Origin of the sequence: Mesorhizobium sp. B2-4-12 (assembly GCF_006441575.1) — a bacterium.
Classification (GTDB): Bacteria; Pseudomonadota; Alphaproteobacteria; order Rhizobiales; family Rhizobiaceae; genus Mesorhizobium.
Genome location: NZ_VFVC01000018.1, coordinates 66,409 through 81,883 on the forward strand (window position 1 = coordinate 66,409; position 15,475 = coordinate 81,883).

General features: G+C 63.5%; 12 protein-coding genes and 1 tRNA gene. 8 read left to right on the plus strand and 5 right to left on the minus strand.

The window, feature by feature from the left end:
• Positions 1-75: 75 nt before the first annotated feature.
• A tRNA-Gln gene (locus FJ934_RS13215) sits at positions 76-150 on the plus strand.
• 205 nt (positions 151-355) lie between these two features.
• On the plus strand, positions 356-2,446 hold the full coding sequence (locus FJ934_RS13220; protein WP_140610055.1) for an O-antigen ligase family protein: 2,091 nt from the start codon (positions 356-358) through the stop codon (positions 2,444-2,446).
• Positions 2,447-2,505: 59 nt separating this feature from the next.
• Here the strand turns inward: FJ934_RS13220 and smc are convergent, their stop codons facing one another.
• From smc to FJ934_RS13235, 3 genes are all read right to left on the minus strand, one after another.
• The gene (gene smc, locus FJ934_RS13225; RefSeq protein WP_140610056.1) at positions 2,506-5,964 is read right to left on the minus strand and encodes a chromosome segregation protein SMC; all 3,459 of its coding nucleotides are present in this window, start codon (positions 5,962-5,964) and stop codon (positions 2,506-2,508) included.
• A gap of 60 nt (positions 5,965-6,024) precedes the next feature.
• Entirely contained in the window at positions 6,025-6,768 is a 744-nt protein-coding gene (locus tag FJ934_RS13230; protein ID WP_140610057.1) for a DsbA family protein, read from the minus strand.
• A 164-nt stretch (positions 6,769-6,932) separates the two neighbouring features.
• Positions 6,933-7,433, minus strand: coding sequence for a DUF721 domain-containing protein (locus tag FJ934_RS13235; RefSeq protein WP_140610058.1), 501 nt, complete (start codon positions 7,431-7,433; stop codon positions 6,933-6,935).
• Between the two features lie 54 nt (positions 7,434-7,487).
• On the opposite strand from FJ934_RS13235, the gene mutY reads away from it, so the two are divergent.
• Both mutY and FJ934_RS13245 read left to right on the plus strand, forming a co-directional pair.
• On the plus strand, positions 7,488-8,627 hold the full coding sequence (mutY, locus tag FJ934_RS13240; protein ID WP_140610059.1) for an A/G-specific adenine glycosylase: 1,140 nt from the start codon (positions 7,488-7,490) through the stop codon (positions 8,625-8,627).
• Positions 8,620-9,231 carry an HAD family phosphatase gene (locus tag FJ934_RS13245; protein WP_140610060.1) on the plus strand — a complete coding sequence of 204 codons (612 nt, stop codon included), beginning with the start codon at positions 8,620-8,622 and terminating at the stop codon, positions 9,229-9,231. Before mutY ends, FJ934_RS13245 begins: the two co-directional genes overlap by 8 nt.
• Before the next feature lie 59 nt (positions 9,232-9,290).
• On the opposite strand, the gene FJ934_RS13250 is transcribed toward FJ934_RS13245, so the two are convergent.
• The gene (locus FJ934_RS13250; protein WP_140610061.1) at positions 9,291-10,424 is read right to left on the minus strand and encodes a site-specific DNA-methyltransferase; all 1,134 of its coding nucleotides are present in this window, start codon (positions 10,422-10,424) and stop codon (positions 9,291-9,293) included.
• A 177-nt stretch (positions 10,425-10,601) separates the two neighbouring features.
• Between FJ934_RS13250 and FJ934_RS13255 the strand changes: the two genes are divergently transcribed.
• The gene (locus FJ934_RS13255; protein ID WP_140610062.1) at positions 10,602-11,291 is read left to right on the plus strand and encodes an HAD family phosphatase; all 690 of its coding nucleotides are present in this window, start codon (positions 10,602-10,604) and stop codon (positions 11,289-11,291) included.
• A 7-nt stretch (positions 11,292-11,298) separates the two neighbouring features.
• Here FJ934_RS13255 and FJ934_RS13260 read toward each other — a convergent pair whose 3' ends face one another.
• Entirely contained in the window at positions 11,299-12,027 is a 729-nt protein-coding gene (locus FJ934_RS13260; RefSeq protein WP_140610063.1) for a hypothetical protein, read from the minus strand.
• Positions 12,028-12,155: 128 nt separating this feature from the next.
• Here FJ934_RS13260 and thrC point away from each other — a divergent pair, with 128 nt between their 5' ends.
• Genes thrC through FJ934_RS13275 form a run of 3 tightly spaced genes read left to right on the plus strand, consistent with a single transcriptional unit; the run spans position 12,156 to position 15,472 of the window.
• The gene (thrC, locus tag FJ934_RS13265; RefSeq protein WP_140610064.1) at positions 12,156-13,553 is read left to right on the plus strand and encodes a threonine synthase; all 1,398 of its coding nucleotides are present in this window, start codon (positions 12,156-12,158) and stop codon (positions 13,551-13,553) included.
• Between the two features lie 14 nt (positions 13,554-13,567).
• Complete coding sequence (locus FJ934_RS13270; protein WP_140610065.1) at positions 13,568-14,860, plus strand: pitrilysin family protein; 1,293 nt, start codon at positions 13,568-13,570, stop codon at positions 14,858-14,860.
• A gap of 15 nt (positions 14,861-14,875) precedes the next feature.
• On the plus strand, positions 14,876-15,472 hold the full coding sequence (locus FJ934_RS13275; RefSeq protein ID WP_140610066.1) for a GNAT family protein: 597 nt from the start codon (positions 14,876-14,878) through the stop codon (positions 15,470-15,472).
• The last annotated feature ends 3 nt before the right edge of the window (positions 15,473-15,475 follow it).

A 15,475-nucleotide genomic window follows, 5' to 3' on the forward strand; every position in this document is an offset into this window, starting at 1 on the left:
CGCGATTGCTCATAAGCATTGTGCTTTTCGGCTGCTCTGCTAATAACGCGCCGCACAAGCGACTCTGATGGCTATTGGGGCGTCGCCAAGTGGTAAGGCATCGGTTTTTGGTACCGACATTCCCAGGTTCGAATCCTGGCGCCCCAGCCAGACGATCAAGATCCGTTCCGGACGCAGGGGGACCCCAGAGCATCTTCACGATCTTCCCTTGAGCTGATTGGCTAACAATTCCACGACGCCATAAATCCAGTAGAACCAACGCAATCGCGGCAAATCGGGCGCTACTTTGCACATGGTCTGAGCAGTATCGCCTTGAACATCTCCCTCTTTCCATACAAGATCGGCCGAAATTTTAATGAACCTTCCTATCTTCGCCATCAACCTCGGTCGCGAGACCGGCCGCTGGCGCGAATTGCTCGCCAGCGCCGAAACGTCCGGCCTGACCTTGCAGCGCATTGCCGCCGTCGATGGCCGCGTCTTGGCTGAAAAGGATTGGACGGAGATCGATCTTCCAACCGCGCGCAAACTGAGCGGACGTGACATCCTGCCCGGCGAGTATGGCTGTTACCGCAGCCATATCCATGCGCTGGAAGCGCTCCTGGCAAGCGGCAGTGCCTACGGCCTGATCATCGAGGACGACGTGCTCTTCGGCGAAGACACCAGACGACGCATCGAGGCCGTCATCGCCGCGGTGCCGGATTTCGACGTCATCAAGCTGACTAACCATCGTATGAGCCTGTTCATGCGCGCCGTAGTGACGACGGAAGGCGATGAGATCGGCCGGGCACTGCATGGCCCGCAAGGTTCGGCCGCCGCCTATCTGGTGACCCGGGAGGGTGCCCAGGGCCTGTTGTCGGCGCTAGCGGTGATGAAAGTGCCGTGGGACGTCGCACTCGAACGGTTTTGGGATACTGGCCTGAAAGTCTATTCGGTCCGCCAAAACGTGCTTGGCTTCGGCGCCAGCAGCGCTATCTCAGGCATAGCCGGCCCTTCCGGCAGCTACAAATTCGCGCGGTTTCCCTGGCCGCACCGCTGGGGCGCCGCGGTGTTCCGGGCCAAGGACCAGCTGTGCCGCCTGCATCACACGCTGCTGCGACCGCCCCTGCCGCGCGAGATCCCGGACTACGCCAGGGACGACTGGCCGCGCAACAACCTCATTCTGGTACTTGCGGCACTCGCCATTCTCGCCTTGGTCTCCTCGGCCTGGCGCGAGGCCGATACCTATCGCTATGCAGGGCTGGCGCTCGTCGCTGTTGCAGCCGCCCGTTGGCTCAGGATGGACCTGTGGACCTACGGCAAACCGCTGATCGGATGGGTCGGCTGTCTATGCCTGGGCTGGTCGGCCTATGTCTTCATCCGGATGGCGATCGTCTATTTCGGCACCGGCCAGTTGGGCAGCGCCGAAGGCATCTACCTGTTTCCGGCGTTTTATGCGACGACCGGCTTCTCTCTCTTGCTGTTCGTCAGGCAGCCAGCGCGGCTCGTCCTCTGGTTCATGATCCTCAGTCTCGTCTCCCTGGCGGCGGGTACCGGCTATTCGGAGATCCTTCACGGCATCAGACCGGAACCGCGGCTTTTCAACAATTCCATTCACGCGTCTGTGGCGGCCGGTTTCCTCTTCCTCTGCACGCTGCAGTTCATGGCATACACGGCGCAAAGAACGGATCTGACCACCACTGCCAGGAGCCTGCACTGGGCGCTGTCGGCGGCTGTCCTGGTATTTGCCCTGGCCAACATCATTGCGTTGCGGTCGAAGGGCGTCTGGCTTGCGCTCGCGCCCGTCCTGCTCCTGCTGGCGCTTATGACCCTGGCACGAGGCCATCGCCGCGAGCTGATGATAGCGGGCGGAGTGCTGGCGATCGTGGCCGCCGGCGTTGTCGCCACATACGACATCTTCTGGTCCACCGCCGGCGATACCATGGTCTTCATCAGGACCCTGGTATCTGATGTTTTGAGCCATGGCATGCTATCGGCCTTCGACCACGCCATCGCGAGCGATACGGTGCCGGCCGCGGCCAAGGAACGGCTGATGCTGTGGGCCGACGCGATCGAGATCTTGAAACGCCACCCGATCTTCGGAGCCAGTTCCAGCTGGCTCACCGAATGGCAAAACAGGACCTATCATCCCGACATCTTCAACGTCTTCCACAACGGCTATCTGGAGATAGCGGTGCGCTATGGGTTGGTCGGGCTGGCGTTCTATGCCTTTCTCTACATGTGGTCGTCCAGGCAGGTCCTGCTGGCCATGCGGGCCAAGCTCATCGCTCCTGCCGCATGGTCGTGCTACATCTCGACGCTGGTCTTCTTCGCCATCACCATCCTCAGCAATTCGAACAATCGGCTGGCCATGGGCGAGGCCTTCATGTGGTTCGCCGCGGCATTCGGCTTCTATTGTTTCTACCTTCGCCAGATGAAGAATCTTGTCGAGCCGAAGACCTATGTCTGAACCAAGCCGCGCCCCCGACCGGCCAGCCGGCACGTCGCGCAAGACCTATGGCCGGCGGCTCAGCTCGCCTCGCGCATGGCTTCAGCGGCCTGCAGGTCCACCGAAACGAGCTGGCTGACACCCTGCTCGGCCATGGTCACACCAAACAGCCGGTCCATGCGTGCCATGGTGATCGGATTGTGGGTGATGATGACGAAGCGAGTCTCGGTGGTCTTGGCCATCTCATCCATGAGATTGCAGAAGCGTTCGACATTGTGGTCGTCGAGCGGCGCGTCGACTTCATCGAGCACGCAGATCGGCGCCGGGTTGGTCAGGAACACGGCGAAAATCAGCGACATCGCCGTCAGCGCCTGCTCGCCGCCCGACAGCAGCGTCATGGTCTGCGGCTTCTTGCCGGGCGGGCGGGCAAGGATTTCCAGCCCCGCCTCTAGCGGATCCTCGGATTCGATCAGCTGCAATTCCGCCGTGCCGCCGCCGAACAAATGCGAGAACAGCCGCTGGAAGTGGCTGTTGACCACATCGAAAGCGGCGAGAAGCCGCTCGCGGCCCTCGCGGTTGAGGCTCTGGATCGCTTGTCTGAGCTTGCGGATCGCCTCGATGATGTCCTCGCGCTCCGAAACTATGGTCTCCAGCCGGTCGGAAAGCTCCTTCTGCTCTTCCTCGGCGCGCAAATTGACGGCGCCGAGCCGTTCGCGCTCGATCTTCAACCGATCGAGCTGGCGTTCAATGTCGGCCATTTCAGGCATCGGATCGTCGACTTCCAGCCCGGTATGGCGAATGACGAGATGCGGCGGCATGTTCAGCGTTTCCTGGATGCGCGCCTCGACCTCCAGTCGGCGCTCGTCGGCCGCCGTCAGCCGCTCCTCGGCGCGGGCACGGGTCTCGCGTGCCTCGGCCAGCGACTGGATGGCTGATGTGGCCGCCTTGTCCAGTTCGGCCTGTCTGTTCTCGGCTTCCTGCAGCCGGTCGGCAGCAGCCTTGCGCAAGGTCTCGGCCTCGGTGAGCTGCGACAGCAAGGCGCGCCGCTTGGCGTCGATCTCGTCTGGTGCATCGGCCAATCGCTCGCGCTCGGCCTCGGCCTCGGCCTTGCGTTCGCCGAGTGAGGCGATCTGCGTCGAGGCGTTCTCGGCGCGCACCAACCAGTTGCTGCGTTCGGCGCCGATGGCATCGAGCCGGCGCGTGCGTGCTTCGGCTTCGCGCCGCAGCCCTTCATGGACGGCGCGCGCGTCGGCAAGCGTGGCACGGTCGCGGGAGACATTGGCCGAGGACTGTTCGAGCTGCAATTGCAGGTCGCCAAGATCGGGCGCGTCCTGCAGCAGCATTTCGGCCTCGACGAACGCCGCCGAGGTCTCCTCATGGCTGTCGACGATGCGGGCACGCGCCTCGTCCAGAGCGGCGCGACGGCTCGATAGTTCGCCGCCGGCTTTCTCGGCTTGGACCAGCGCATTGCGGGCGGCGTCCAGTCGGTGCTGGGCGTCGCGCCCGGCCTGACGCATGTTGCGCTCGGCCTCGCTTGCCTGGCGAAGCGCCTGTTCAGCCTGCGCCAGCGCCTCCTCGGCCTGACGCAGGGTGAGCGTCGCCTGCACCGCCTCGGCATCGAGTTCGGCAAGCCGGTTCTTCTGCGCCAGCCTTTGCGCCGCGGCCGTCGGCGCATCGGCGCTGGCGGTGAGGCCGTCCCAGCGCCAGAGCGCACCTTCGCGGCTGACCAGTCTCTGGCCGGGCGCGAGCAGCGCCTGCAGCCGGCGGCCATCGGCGGCCTCGACGATGCCGATCTGCGCCAGGCGGCGGGCAAGCTGCGCCGGGGCGCGAACCACGCTGGCGAGGCTTCTGGTCCCTTCCGGCAGGGCAGCGTCGCCAGGCTGGATCTGACTTTCGCCCCAATGCGCCGGCGCGCTGCGGTCGAGCGGCACGTCCAGGTCTTCGCCAAGGGCCGCACCCAGCGCCGTCTCGAAGCCGCGCTCGACGCTGATCTGCTCCAGCACGGAAGGAAAGAGATCGCCGCTGGCCGCGTTCAGAATCTTGGCCAGCGTCCGGGCTTCGGTCTCGATCCGCGCCAGTTCCGCCCTTGCGTCCTGCAACGGTGGGCGAGCGGCACTTTCGGCGGCACGGGCATCGATGACCGACTGCTCGGCCTGCGCCACCGCGGCCTCGGATTCTTCAAGCAGCGCGACGGCCTGTTCGACCAGTATCCGCTTCTCGGCAGGATCCGGCAGGCCGGCTATCTTCGAGAGGATGTCCGACAATTCGCGGTCCACCTCGGCGAGTTGGCGGGCAAAGCGGTCGCGACGCTCGGCGGTTTCGCGCAGCGTCCGTTCGATCTGATGGCGCGAAGCGGCGGCTTCGGCCCGTTCAGCGGTCAGCGCGGCAAGCGTGGCTTCGCTTCGTGCAAGCGTCGATGCCGCCTGTTCGAATGCCGCGCGGGTGGTGGCCTCGCGCTCGGCGGCGCCGGCGTTTTCGGAATTCAGCGTGGCTTCTTCGGTGCGCAGGCGTTCGAGAACATCGGCATTGTCGCGCACCATCCGCTCCTCGCGGGCGATGTCGCCATCGAGCTGCTGCAACCGGCGCTCGATCTCCGTCTGGCGGGCGCGGATGCGGCCGGCTTCCTCCTCGATCTGCGACCTGGCGATCGACAAGCGCTGGAAGGCGGCGGCAGCGGCGGCCTCCGCGTCGCGCAGCTCAGGCAGACGATGTGCGCTGATGCCTTGTTCCTTGGCGGCGTTCATCTGCGCGGCGGCGCGGTCGCCGACAAGTGCCGTGGCGTTCGCCAGCGCCGAGCGCGCCTCGCCTTCCTGGGTCTTGGCCAATGTCCAGCGCAGATGCAGCAGCGTCGCTTCGGCCTTGCGGATATCGGCCGACAGGTTCTTGAAGCGGGAAGCCTGGCGCGCCTGGCGTTTCAGGCTCTCGATCTGGCTTTCCAGTTCGCCGACGACATCGTCCAGGCGTTCGAGATTCTGTTCCGCAGCCTTCAGCCGCAATTCCGCCTCGTGACGGCGGGTATGCAGGCCGGAAATGCCGGCGGCCTCTTCGAGAAGTGCGCGACGCGCCTGCGGCTTGGCCTGGATCAATTCGCCGATACGGCCCTGCCCGACCATTGACGGCGAGCGCGCGCCGGTCGACTGGTCGGCAAACAGAAGCTGCACGTCCTTGGCGCGCGCTTCCTTGCCGTTGATCCGGTAAAGGGAGCCTGCCTCGCGTTCGATGCGGCGTGACACCTGCAACTCGTCGGCATCGTTGAAGGCGGCCGGCGCCGAGCGATCGCTGTTGTCGAGGAACAGCGTGACTTCGGCGGTGTTGCGTGCGGGCCGCGTGCCCGAACCGGAAAAGATCACGTCGTCCATGCCGGACGCGCGCATGTTCTTGTAGGAGCTTTCGCCCATCACCCAGCGCAACGCCTCGACGAGGTTCGACTTGCCGCAACCGTTCGGCCCGACAATACCCGTCAGGCCGCGTTCGATCACGAACTCGCCGGGTTCGACGAAGGACTTGAAACCGAGCAGGCGAAGGCGCGAAAACTTCATTCACGCGCCTCATAAAGGCGGGCCGCGCCGAAACGCTGCCGCCTCAGCGCTGAGCCGATGTCAGAGCAGAGGGTCGATGATGGCCGACATTTCCTCAATCGACATCGCCCCCTTGTAGGTCTTACCGTTGATGAAGAAGGTCGGTGTCGAGTCGACCTTGAATTCATTGGCGCCACGCTTCTGGACCGATCTCACATCGTCCAGAAGTTTCTGGTCCGTCAAGCAGGCCTCGAAGGACTCCTGTGTAAAACCGGCAAGCTTCGAGATTTGCAGCAGCGCATCCTTTGTGTTCGACACGCCAACCCAGTTGGCCTGCTGCTTGAACAGCACGTCGACCATCGGGAAATAGTTGTCCTTGGCGCAGCGCGCCAGCATGAAACCGGCTTCCGCGCTCGGATCGAAGGGGAATTCGCGCAGGATGTAGCGGGCCTTGCCGGTGTCGATATACTTCGTCTTCAGCTCCGGGAAGGTCGTTTCGGCGAAATGCGCGCAATGCGGGCAGGTCATCGAAGCGTATTCGACGATGGTGACCTTCGCATCGTCCTTGCCAAGCTGCTCGTCGGGCAGTGCGCCCGGCTTCAGCAATTCGGCCATGTCGACGGTGCCCTGTGCTTCCGGCACCTGAACCGCCGCCGGCGTGGCAGGCTTCGCGGGAGTGGCCGGATCGGCGGGCTTTACATCCGCGGCCTTGGCTTGTTCGCCGGAGTCGCTGCAGGCGGCGAGCAGGGCGACCGCCGGAATGGCGGCCAGCGAAGACAGGACGTTTCTGCGAGACAAGCTTGGGCCAAACGAGGAACGGCTCATACGAATCACCTGACAAGGGTTGGATTTTGCAATGCAAAAGCACGAAAAAGCGAGAGTTGGCGCGAATTAAGGCATCCCTGTCCCCAATCCAATCGCGAAACCTGACAAGGGTGATCACGAATGCGCGAGATTAACGACAAACCTGTGACTCTTTCCAGTGGGAACTAGACTTTCCTCCCGCCAAGAATTGTCGCACCCAGCCTTTCCAGGGAGGCGCGCAGCCCGTCATCTTCAATCAGCCCGACAGTATCGGACAGTTTCATTTTTTCGGCCTCGGTCAGCGGCCTGAGGGCCGGCTTTGACCGGACTTTGCCTGATATTACAGGCTTCTGCACGATCCTGATGCGGCCAATGGCATTGAAGCCGAGAAAAGCGTTGACCCTGTTGATGATCTCACCCGTCTCATGCTGCAGGTGGAGCGCCGCCATGCCCTCGCAGGCGATGACCAGCACGGCCGGCTCGAACGGATCATCTTCATGCAGGCGGCGCGGCCACTGGATTTTCTCGGGCCGCGAGCGGCTGGCAAGGCGCGGGCCGGCGATCTCTTCCCAGGACTGGACGAGACCAATCGAGATGCCTGCCCGCTTGCGCAGCACCGGATCGAGGATCTCGGTGGCAAGATCGCTCACCGGAACAGGATTGCCGAAGGGCCTTTTCCCTGCCATGTGCGTTCTCCAGCCACGACCTCACCCGATATCGGCCAGGCCAACACAAGATCAATGGCACCAGCAGACCAGACCCGCAAGGCCCAGACCGCTGGGGCAACGCCAGGCGATACCGCGTCGCGCCTGCTCGCCTGGTACGACGTGCATCATCGCGAGCTGCCCTGGCGGGTTTCGCCGCGCGACCATGCCCGCGGCGTGCGGCCCGACCCCTACCGCATCTGGCTGTCCGAAGTCATGCTGCAGCAGACCACCGTCGAGGCGGTGAAATCCTATTTCCGCGCCTTTGTCGAGAAATGGCCTGATGTCGAGGCGTTGGCCGCCGCGCCAACCGAGGACGTGATGAAAGCCTGGGCGGGGCTCGGCTACTATTCCCGCGCGCGCAACCTCAAGGCCTGCGCCGATCTGGTGGCGGCACGGGGCGGCCGGTTTCCCGACACCGAGGCCGCCTTGAGAGACCTGCCCGGCATCGGTGCCTACACCTCGGCGGCCATCACGGCGATCGCTTTCGACCGTCCCGCGGCCGTCGTGGACGGCAATATCGAGCGTGTCATTTCCCGGCTGTTTTCGATCACAATGCCGCTCAGCGACGCCAAGGCCGAGATACGCGCCCATGTCGAGGGGATGATGCCGGCGGCAAGGCCGGGCGACTTCGCCCAGGCGATGATGGATCTCGGCGCCACGATCTGCGCGCCGCGCCGGCCGCGCTGCATGCTGTGCCCACTGCGCGAGGATTGCACCGCGATCCTGTCGGGCGACCCTGAACATTTCCCGGTTCGCCTGCCGAAGGCAGACAAGCCGTTGCGGCGCGGCGCCGCTTTCGTCGCCGTGCGCGAGGACGGCGCCATTCTCCTGCGCAAACGGCCGGAGAAAGGTTTGCTCGGCGGCATGACCGAGGTGCCGACCACCGCCTGGACGGCACGGGTGGATGGAGCCACCACGCCGGCGGCGGCGCCCTTTCCCGGCGAATGGCGGCGGGCCGGAACAATTACACATGTCTTCACCCATTTCGCTCTCGAACTCGACGTCTTTCATGCCCACATCAAAGGTGATGCCCCGGAAGGGCATTTCTGGTCGCCTGGCCGAGAGATTTCCGGCGAGGCCCTGCCGACTGTCATGAAAAAGGCAATCGAGGCTGCGATACCCGGCGCGACGAAAAAGCCGTCACCATTGAGTGCAACGAGGCCCCATGACTGAAGTCCGCCACATCGTTTTCGACATCGGCAAAGTGTTGCTCCACTACGATCCCAGCATTCCGTTCAGCCGGCTGATCCCCGACGAGACGGAGCGGAAATGGTTCTTCGACAATGTCTGCACGCATGACTGGAACGTCGAGCAGGATCGCGGCCGGACCTGGGAAGAGGCCGAGGCGCTGCTGATCGCCGAGCATCCCGATCACGCGGAAAACATCCGCAATTTCCGAAGGCATTGGCACGACATGGTGCCGCATGCCTATGACGACAGCGTCGCCATCATGCTCGGCCTGATCGAGAGCGGCCATGACGTGACCATGCTGACCAACTTCGCCGCCGACACCTTGGCCGAAGCCCGCAAACGCTTCGATTTCCTCGATCGTCCACGTGGTGTGACGATCTCCGGCGAGATCGGCAAGATCAAGCCGGATCGTGATATTTACGACCATCACGTTGCTGCGTTCGGCCTCGAACCGTCCGCGACGCTGTTCATCGACGACAGCCAGAAGAATGTCGACGGCGCCAGGGCGGCCGGCTGGCAAGCCGTGCTGTTCACCGATGCCAAGACGCTTCAAGCAGATCTTGAACGCCACGGAATAAAGGCGTGATCTGAATCGCTTCCAGCGATCCGTTCCGATTTTGAATCATCGCGGAAGCGCGGCGGGGGTCAGCCCCCTGCCCGCTCCATGCCAAGACGGGCGATGCGGCGCAGTTCGTCGATCGGGGTGAGACCGCCGCTGCGCTCGTAGTGCCAGAAGGTCCAGCCGTTGCAGGCGTCCAGGCCCTGCACCTCGGCGCCGATCTTGTGGATCGAGCCGGCGCTGTCGCCGATCGCCACCGTGCCGTCGGCGCGCACCTTGGCCGCCCAGCGCTTCTTGGCGTCGTAGAGTGTTACGCCTGGCGCCATCAGCCCGGTGTCGATCAGGCTGACGAAGGCCACGCGCGGCTCGGCGCGCTTGCCGGTGAGAAGCGTGAGATCGGCTCCTTCCAGCGGTCGCACCGCGTCGATGCGTTCATTGGCGGCGTCGATATAGGCCTGTTCGCGCTCGATGCCGACGAAATGACGGCCGAGGCGCTTGGCCACGGCACCTGTCGTGCCGGAGCCGAAGAAGGGATCGAGCACGATGTCACCGGGCTTGGTCGAGGCCATCATGATGCGGGCGAGCAGGGCCTCCGGCTTCTGCGTCGGGTGCAGCTTGTCGCCATTGTCGTTCTTCAAGCGCTCGGCGCCGGTGCAGATCGGGAACAACCAGTCGGAGCGCATCTGGACATCGTCGTTGGACGCCTTCAGCGCCTCGTAGTTGAAGGTATAGCCCTTGCCCTTCTGGTCGCGCGAGGCCCAGATCATGGTCTCATGCGCGTTCTGGAAGCGGCGGCCACGGAAATTCGGCATCGGGTTGGTCTTGCGCCAGACCACGTCGTTGAGGATCCAGAAGCCCAGATCCTGCATCTTGGCGCCGACGCGGAAGATGTTGTGATAGGAGCCGATGACCCAGATGGTGCCGTTCGGCTTTAGCACGCGGCGCGCCGCCAGCAGCCAGGCGCGGGTGAAGGCGTCGTAGGCCTCGAAGCTCTCGAACTGGTCCCAGGCGTCGTCGACCGCATCGACTTTGGATTGGTCGGGCCGGTGCAGGTCGCCGTCGAGCTGCAGATTGTAGGGCGGATCGGCGAAGATGACGTCAACGGATTTTTCGGGCAGCCGGTCGAGGGCTGCGACGCAGTCGCCCTTGAGGATCGTGTCCAGCCATTCGGACTGCTGGGGAGCATGGGAAAGCTCGTCGAGAAGACGCACGGCAGACATTCTTACACCCAAGGCACGTGTTACTGTTTACTCCCCGTTATGGTTACCGATCAGCGTAAATATTCGGTGAAGGCCCGCCGGATGGCCGGTCAGGTTTGCGAAGGCCGGCCCATTGGTGTATGCCGCGCCGCTTGAGCCCTGAGCGGCCATTCCTCCTCCTCCTTGTTCCGGATCACCATGCCCCAGCCAGACCTTGTCATCTTCGATTGCGACGGCGTTCTCGTCGATTCCGAAATCATCGCCGCACGGGTCGAGGCTGAGCTGATAACCCTGGCCGGATACGAAATCTCGGCGGAAGAGATTGCCGAGACCTATGCGGGCCTGACGTTCAAGGACATCCTTATCCGGATAGAGGAGAAGTCCAAGATCCCGTTCCAGGTGTCGCTGATCGATCGTGCAGAGGACCTGGTCGACAGGAAACTGCGCAGCGACGTGCGTGCCATTGAAGGCGTGCGCGAAGCGGTCGCCTCCGTCACGGCGCAACGCTGCATCTGCTCCAACTCCCGCTCGGAGCGGATCGATTTCATGCTGGAGAAAGTGCATCTGCTGCCGTTTTTCGCCGGCCGTATCTTCTCGGCGCTGGAAACGCCCACCGGCAAAACCAAGCCGGCTCCGGACGTGTTCCTGTTCGCCGCTGAAAAACTCAACGCCAAGCCGGCCAACACCTTCGTCATCGAGGACTCCGTGCACGGCGTCACCGGTGCCAGGACGGCCGGCATGCGGGTGATCGGCTTCACCGGCGCCAGCCACACCTATCCCGGCCATGCCGACGCGCTGACGGAGGCCGGCGCCGAGACGGTCATCCGCCGCTGGGCGGAACTGAAAAGCGTGATCGCGGCGCTGTCGGAATGGTCGGCCGACGCTTGAGCAACGTCTAGTTTATCGCCGCGGCCTTCTTCCTGTGGGTCTTCTTCGGCTTGTCCGTCGTCGCCTTCGGCGCGGTTTCGTCGTAGCCGGCATAGGCCTGATAGTCCGGCGCCGTCGGTGCGGGCACCACGATATTGGAATCGGTAAAGACGAACTGGGTGGCGACCGAGGGATCGGTCACCTGGACCTGATACTGATGAATCTGCGAATAAAGCACGTCGGTGCCGTGCATCACGGCGGTGCGGATCGGCATGGTGATGGTGCCGGGCGCGAATTTCGGTCCTGGAACGACCTTGCCGGCGACCGCGATCTTCATAGTCAGTTGCCCGTCGGCACGGCTGCAATCGCGGGTCACGTCGCTGATCGACGCCTGGTAAATGATCCTCGCCGAATCGTCGGGCGGTGTGGCGGCTGCTGCGTCAGCCGCGGCTTGGGCCGCGGCATCCTGCGCGGCATCACCGGTCTTCTTGAGCCTCGGCTTGGGCTTCTGCACATCCTTGACGTAGGTGTTGAAGAAGGCCGTTCCGTCACGCAGCGTGACCTTCGGGCAATAGGCGTTCAATTGGCTGGTCAGGATTTTGGGATCCTGCGGCGGCGGTGGCGCTGTCGGATCCTTCTTGCCGAAGCCAAGGTTCAGGATGCCGTTGTCGCTTGATTGGCAACCGGCGGCGGCGAGCATAAAGCCGGTGAACGCAAGACCCGCCACAAAGCGACCGCCGAATGTATGAAACGCCATGAAACTGCTCTTCCCTCTCGCAAAGCTGGTGACGTATATCAACCGCGCGGCAAAAATGCGACTGAGCCAGCACAGAAATTAACCACCTTGTGGTGAACGGAAAAGCCAAGCGGCAACGGATCTGTGACATGCAATATGTGAGTACCCGCGGGGAAGCGCCCGCGCTTGGATTTTCTGACGCGGTGCTGGCGGGACTGGCGCGCGATGGCGGGCTTTACGTACCGCGCGAGTGGCCCCAGTTTTCGCCATCCGAGATCCGCGCCATGCGCGGCCTTGCCTATCCAGACCTCGCCATCCGCGTGCTGTCGCCCTTCCTTGGCGGCGACATCCCGGCGCCGGTCTTCGAACGCCTGGTCCGCGAAGCCTACGCCACCTTCCGCCACGAGGCTGTCTGTCCGTTGGTCCAGACCGGGCCCAACACGTTTGTCCTCGAACTCTTCCATGGACCGACGCTGGCGTTCAAGGACGTGGCGATGCAGCTGCTCGCCCGGCTGATGGACCACGTGCTTGCCGAACGCGGCCGGCATGCCACCATCGTCGGCGCCACTTCGGGCGATACCGGCGGCGCGGCAATCGACGCCTTTGCCGGACGCAGCCGCACTGACATCTTCATCCTTTTCCCGCATGGCCGGGTTTCGCCCGTGCAGCAGCGGCAGATGACGACGTCCAAGGCTGAAAACGTCCACGCGCTGGCAATCGAGGGCAATTTCGACGATTGCCAGGGCCTGCTCAAGGACATGTTCAACGATCACCCCTTCCGGGATCGGGTGGCGCTTTCGGGGGTCAATTCGATCAACTGGGCGCGCATCATGGCCCAGATCGTCTATTATTTCTCCTCGGCGCTGTCTCTCGGCGCACCGGATAGGCCGATATCGTTCACGGTGCCGACCGGCAATTTCGGCGACATCTTCGCCGGCTACGCCGCCAAGAAGATGGGCCTGCCGATCGAACGGCTGGTCATCGCCACCAACGACAACGACATACTCGCCCGCACCTTCGCGACCGGCGAATACCGCACCAAAGGCGTCTTCGCCACCACCTCGCCGTCGATGGACATCCAGGTATCGTCGAATTTCGAACGCCTGTTGTTCGAGGCCTCCAACCGCGACGCGGCGACCGTGCGGCGCTATATGGCAGGCCTCAAGCAATCGGGCGCCTTCACCATCGAAGCGGCGGAAATCGCCAGGATGCGGTCCGAATTCGACGCCGGCCGCGCTGAAATGGACGAGGTCGCCGCCACTATCCGCTCGACGCTGGCGGGCAGCGACTATCTGCTTGATCCGCACACGGCGGCAGCGGTGCATGTGGCGTCGGGCAAGGCTGCAGGTGCCACGCCAATGGTGGTGCTGGGCACCGCTCACCCGGCAAAGTTCCCTGCCGCCGTCGAGGCCGCCAGCGGGGTCTCGCCCGCCCTGCCCGCTTGGCTTGGCGGATTGATGACATTTGAGGAAAAATACACGGTACTTCCATCCGACTTGAAAATGGTGGAAGATTACGTCGGCCGCCGTGCGCGAGCGGCGCGTTAGGGAGTAAGAGCCATATGGGTGTTGAGGTAAGCCGTCTGTCGAACGGCCTGACAGTCGCCACCGAAACCCTTCCAAGTATCGAATCGGTTGCCCTTGGTGCCTGGGTCAAGTCCGGCGCCCGCAATGAGCGTGACGAAGAGCATGGCATGGCCCATCTGCTCGAGCACATGGCGTTCAAGGGCACGAAGCGGCGAAGCGCCTTCGAAATCGCCTCGGAAATCGAGGACGTCGGCGGCGAGATCAACGCCGCCACCAGCGTCGAGACCACCTCCTACTACGCAAGGGTGCTGTCCGGCGATGTGCCGCTGGCCGTCGACATCCTTGCCGACATCCTGCAGGAATCCGAATTCGACCCGCAGGAGCTCGAACGCGAGCAGCATGTCATCCTGCAGGAGATCGGCGCCGCACACGATACGCCCGACGATATCGTCTTCGACCGTTTCACTGAGACAGCCTTTCGCCACCAGACCATCGGCCGCTCAATCCTGGGCACGCCGGAAACGGTGAAATCCTTCACCTCCAAGCAGTTGCACGATTTCATCGAGCGCCAATATGGCGCCGAGCGGATGGTGATCGTGGCTGCCGGCGACATCAAGCATGACAAATTCGTGCGCGAGGTCGAAAAGCAGCTCGGCGGCTTCCGCAGCAAGGCCGACAGCACCATCCCGCAATACGCGCAGTATGTCGGCGGCGACTTCCGCGAGGACCGCGACCTGATGGACGCACAGATCGTGCTGGGCTTCGAGGGCCGCGCCTATCATGTGCGCGACTTCTACGCCTCGCAGGTGCTGTCGATGATCCTCGGCGGCGGCATGTCATCGCGCCTGTTCCAGGAGGTTCGCGAGAAGCGCGGCCTGTGTTACTCCGTCTATGCCTTCCACTGGGGCTTTTCCGACACAGGCATTTTCGGCGTCCATGCCGCGACAGGCCAGAGCGACATCGCCGAACTGGTGCCTGTCATCATCGACGAACTGCAGAAGGCCGGCGAAAGCATCCTGCAGGAAGAACTCGACCGGGCGCGCGCGCAATATCGCGCCGGACTGATCATGTCCGCCGAAAGCCCGGCCAGCCGCGCCTCGCAGATCGCGCGCCAACTGCTTTTGTTCGGCCGCCCGATCGCCAAGGAAGAACTGATGGAGCGGCTGTCGGCACTGACGGTCGAAAGGTTGACCGACCTGTCGGCGCGCATGTTCTCGACCAAGCCGACGCTTACCGCTGTCGGGCCCGTGGGTACGCTGGCACCATACGAGGCGATCCTCGATTCGCTTCCAGGTACGCAGACCACGGCCCGCAGGCTCGCCGTCTAAGTCCGCACAAGCGCCGTGTTCGCGCTCCCTTTCTTTCGCCGTGACCTGCCGGCACTAAAGGGCAATCTCGTCACATTGCGCGTGCCATTCACCAATGACTACCGTGAATGGTCGATGCTGCGCGGCGAAAGCCGTACCTTCCTGGAGCCGTGGGAGCCACGCTGGACGCCTGACGAGCTCGACCGCACGGCGTGGCGCCTGCGCATCAGCCGCTACCGCGAAGACTATGCGCAGGGCACCGCGATCGCCTTCTTCATCTTCGAGAAATCGAGCGGCAAGCTGGCGGGCGGCATCACGCTCGGCAACATACGCCACGGTGTCTCGCAAAGCGGCCATGTCGGCTACTGGATCGGCGAGCGTTTCGGCGGCCGCGGCCTGATGACCGACGCGGTCAAGGTGGTGGCCCGCTTCTCCTTCGATACGCTGAGGTTGCACCGGATCGAAGCCGCCTGTATTCCCGACAATATCAGGTCGATCCGCGTGCTTGAAAAAGCCGGATTCCGGCGCGAAGGACTTCTGCGATCCTATCTCAGGATCAACGGCACCTGGCAGGACCACTACCTCTACGCCCGGATCGCTGACGATCCGCCGGGCGCTGGAACGAAGGACTGATTT

What these genes read in the sequence shown, in the direction of transcription:
- FJ934_RS13220 (WP_140610055.1), top strand. Translation starts at nt 356, where the DNA reads ATGAACCTTCCTATCTTCGCCATCAACCTCGGTCGCGAGACCGGCCGC.
- smc (WP_140610056.1), bottom strand. Translation starts at nt 5,964, where the DNA reads ATGAAGTTTTCGCGCCTTCGCCTGCTCGGTTTCAAGTCCTTCGTCGAA.
- FJ934_RS13230 (WP_140610057.1), bottom strand. Translation starts at nt 6,768, where the DNA reads ATGAGCCGTTCCTCGTTTGGCCCAAGCTTGTCTCGCAGAAACGTCCTG.
- FJ934_RS13235 (WP_140610058.1), bottom strand. Translation starts at nt 7,433, where the DNA reads ATGGCAGGGAAAAGGCCCTTCGGCAATCCTGTTCCGGTGAGCGATCTT.
- mutY (WP_140610059.1), top strand. Translation starts at nt 7,488, where the DNA reads ATGGCACCAGCAGACCAGACCCGCAAGGCCCAGACCGCTGGGGCAACG.
- FJ934_RS13245 (WP_140610060.1), top strand. Translation starts at nt 8,620, where the DNA reads ATGACTGAAGTCCGCCACATCGTTTTCGACATCGGCAAAGTGTTGCTC.
- FJ934_RS13250 (WP_140610061.1), bottom strand. Translation starts at nt 10,424, where the DNA reads ATGTCTGCCGTGCGTCTTCTCGACGAGCTTTCCCATGCTCCCCAGCAG.
- FJ934_RS13255 (WP_140610062.1), top strand. Translation starts at nt 10,602, where the DNA reads ATGCCCCAGCCAGACCTTGTCATCTTCGATTGCGACGGCGTTCTCGTC.
- FJ934_RS13260 (WP_140610063.1), bottom strand. Translation starts at nt 12,027, where the DNA reads ATGGCGTTTCATACATTCGGCGGTCGCTTTGTGGCGGGTCTTGCGTTC.
- thrC (WP_140610064.1), top strand. Translation starts at nt 12,156, where the DNA reads ATGCAATATGTGAGTACCCGCGGGGAAGCGCCCGCGCTTGGATTTTCT.
- FJ934_RS13270 (WP_140610065.1), top strand. Translation starts at nt 13,568, where the DNA reads ATGGGTGTTGAGGTAAGCCGTCTGTCGAACGGCCTGACAGTCGCCACC.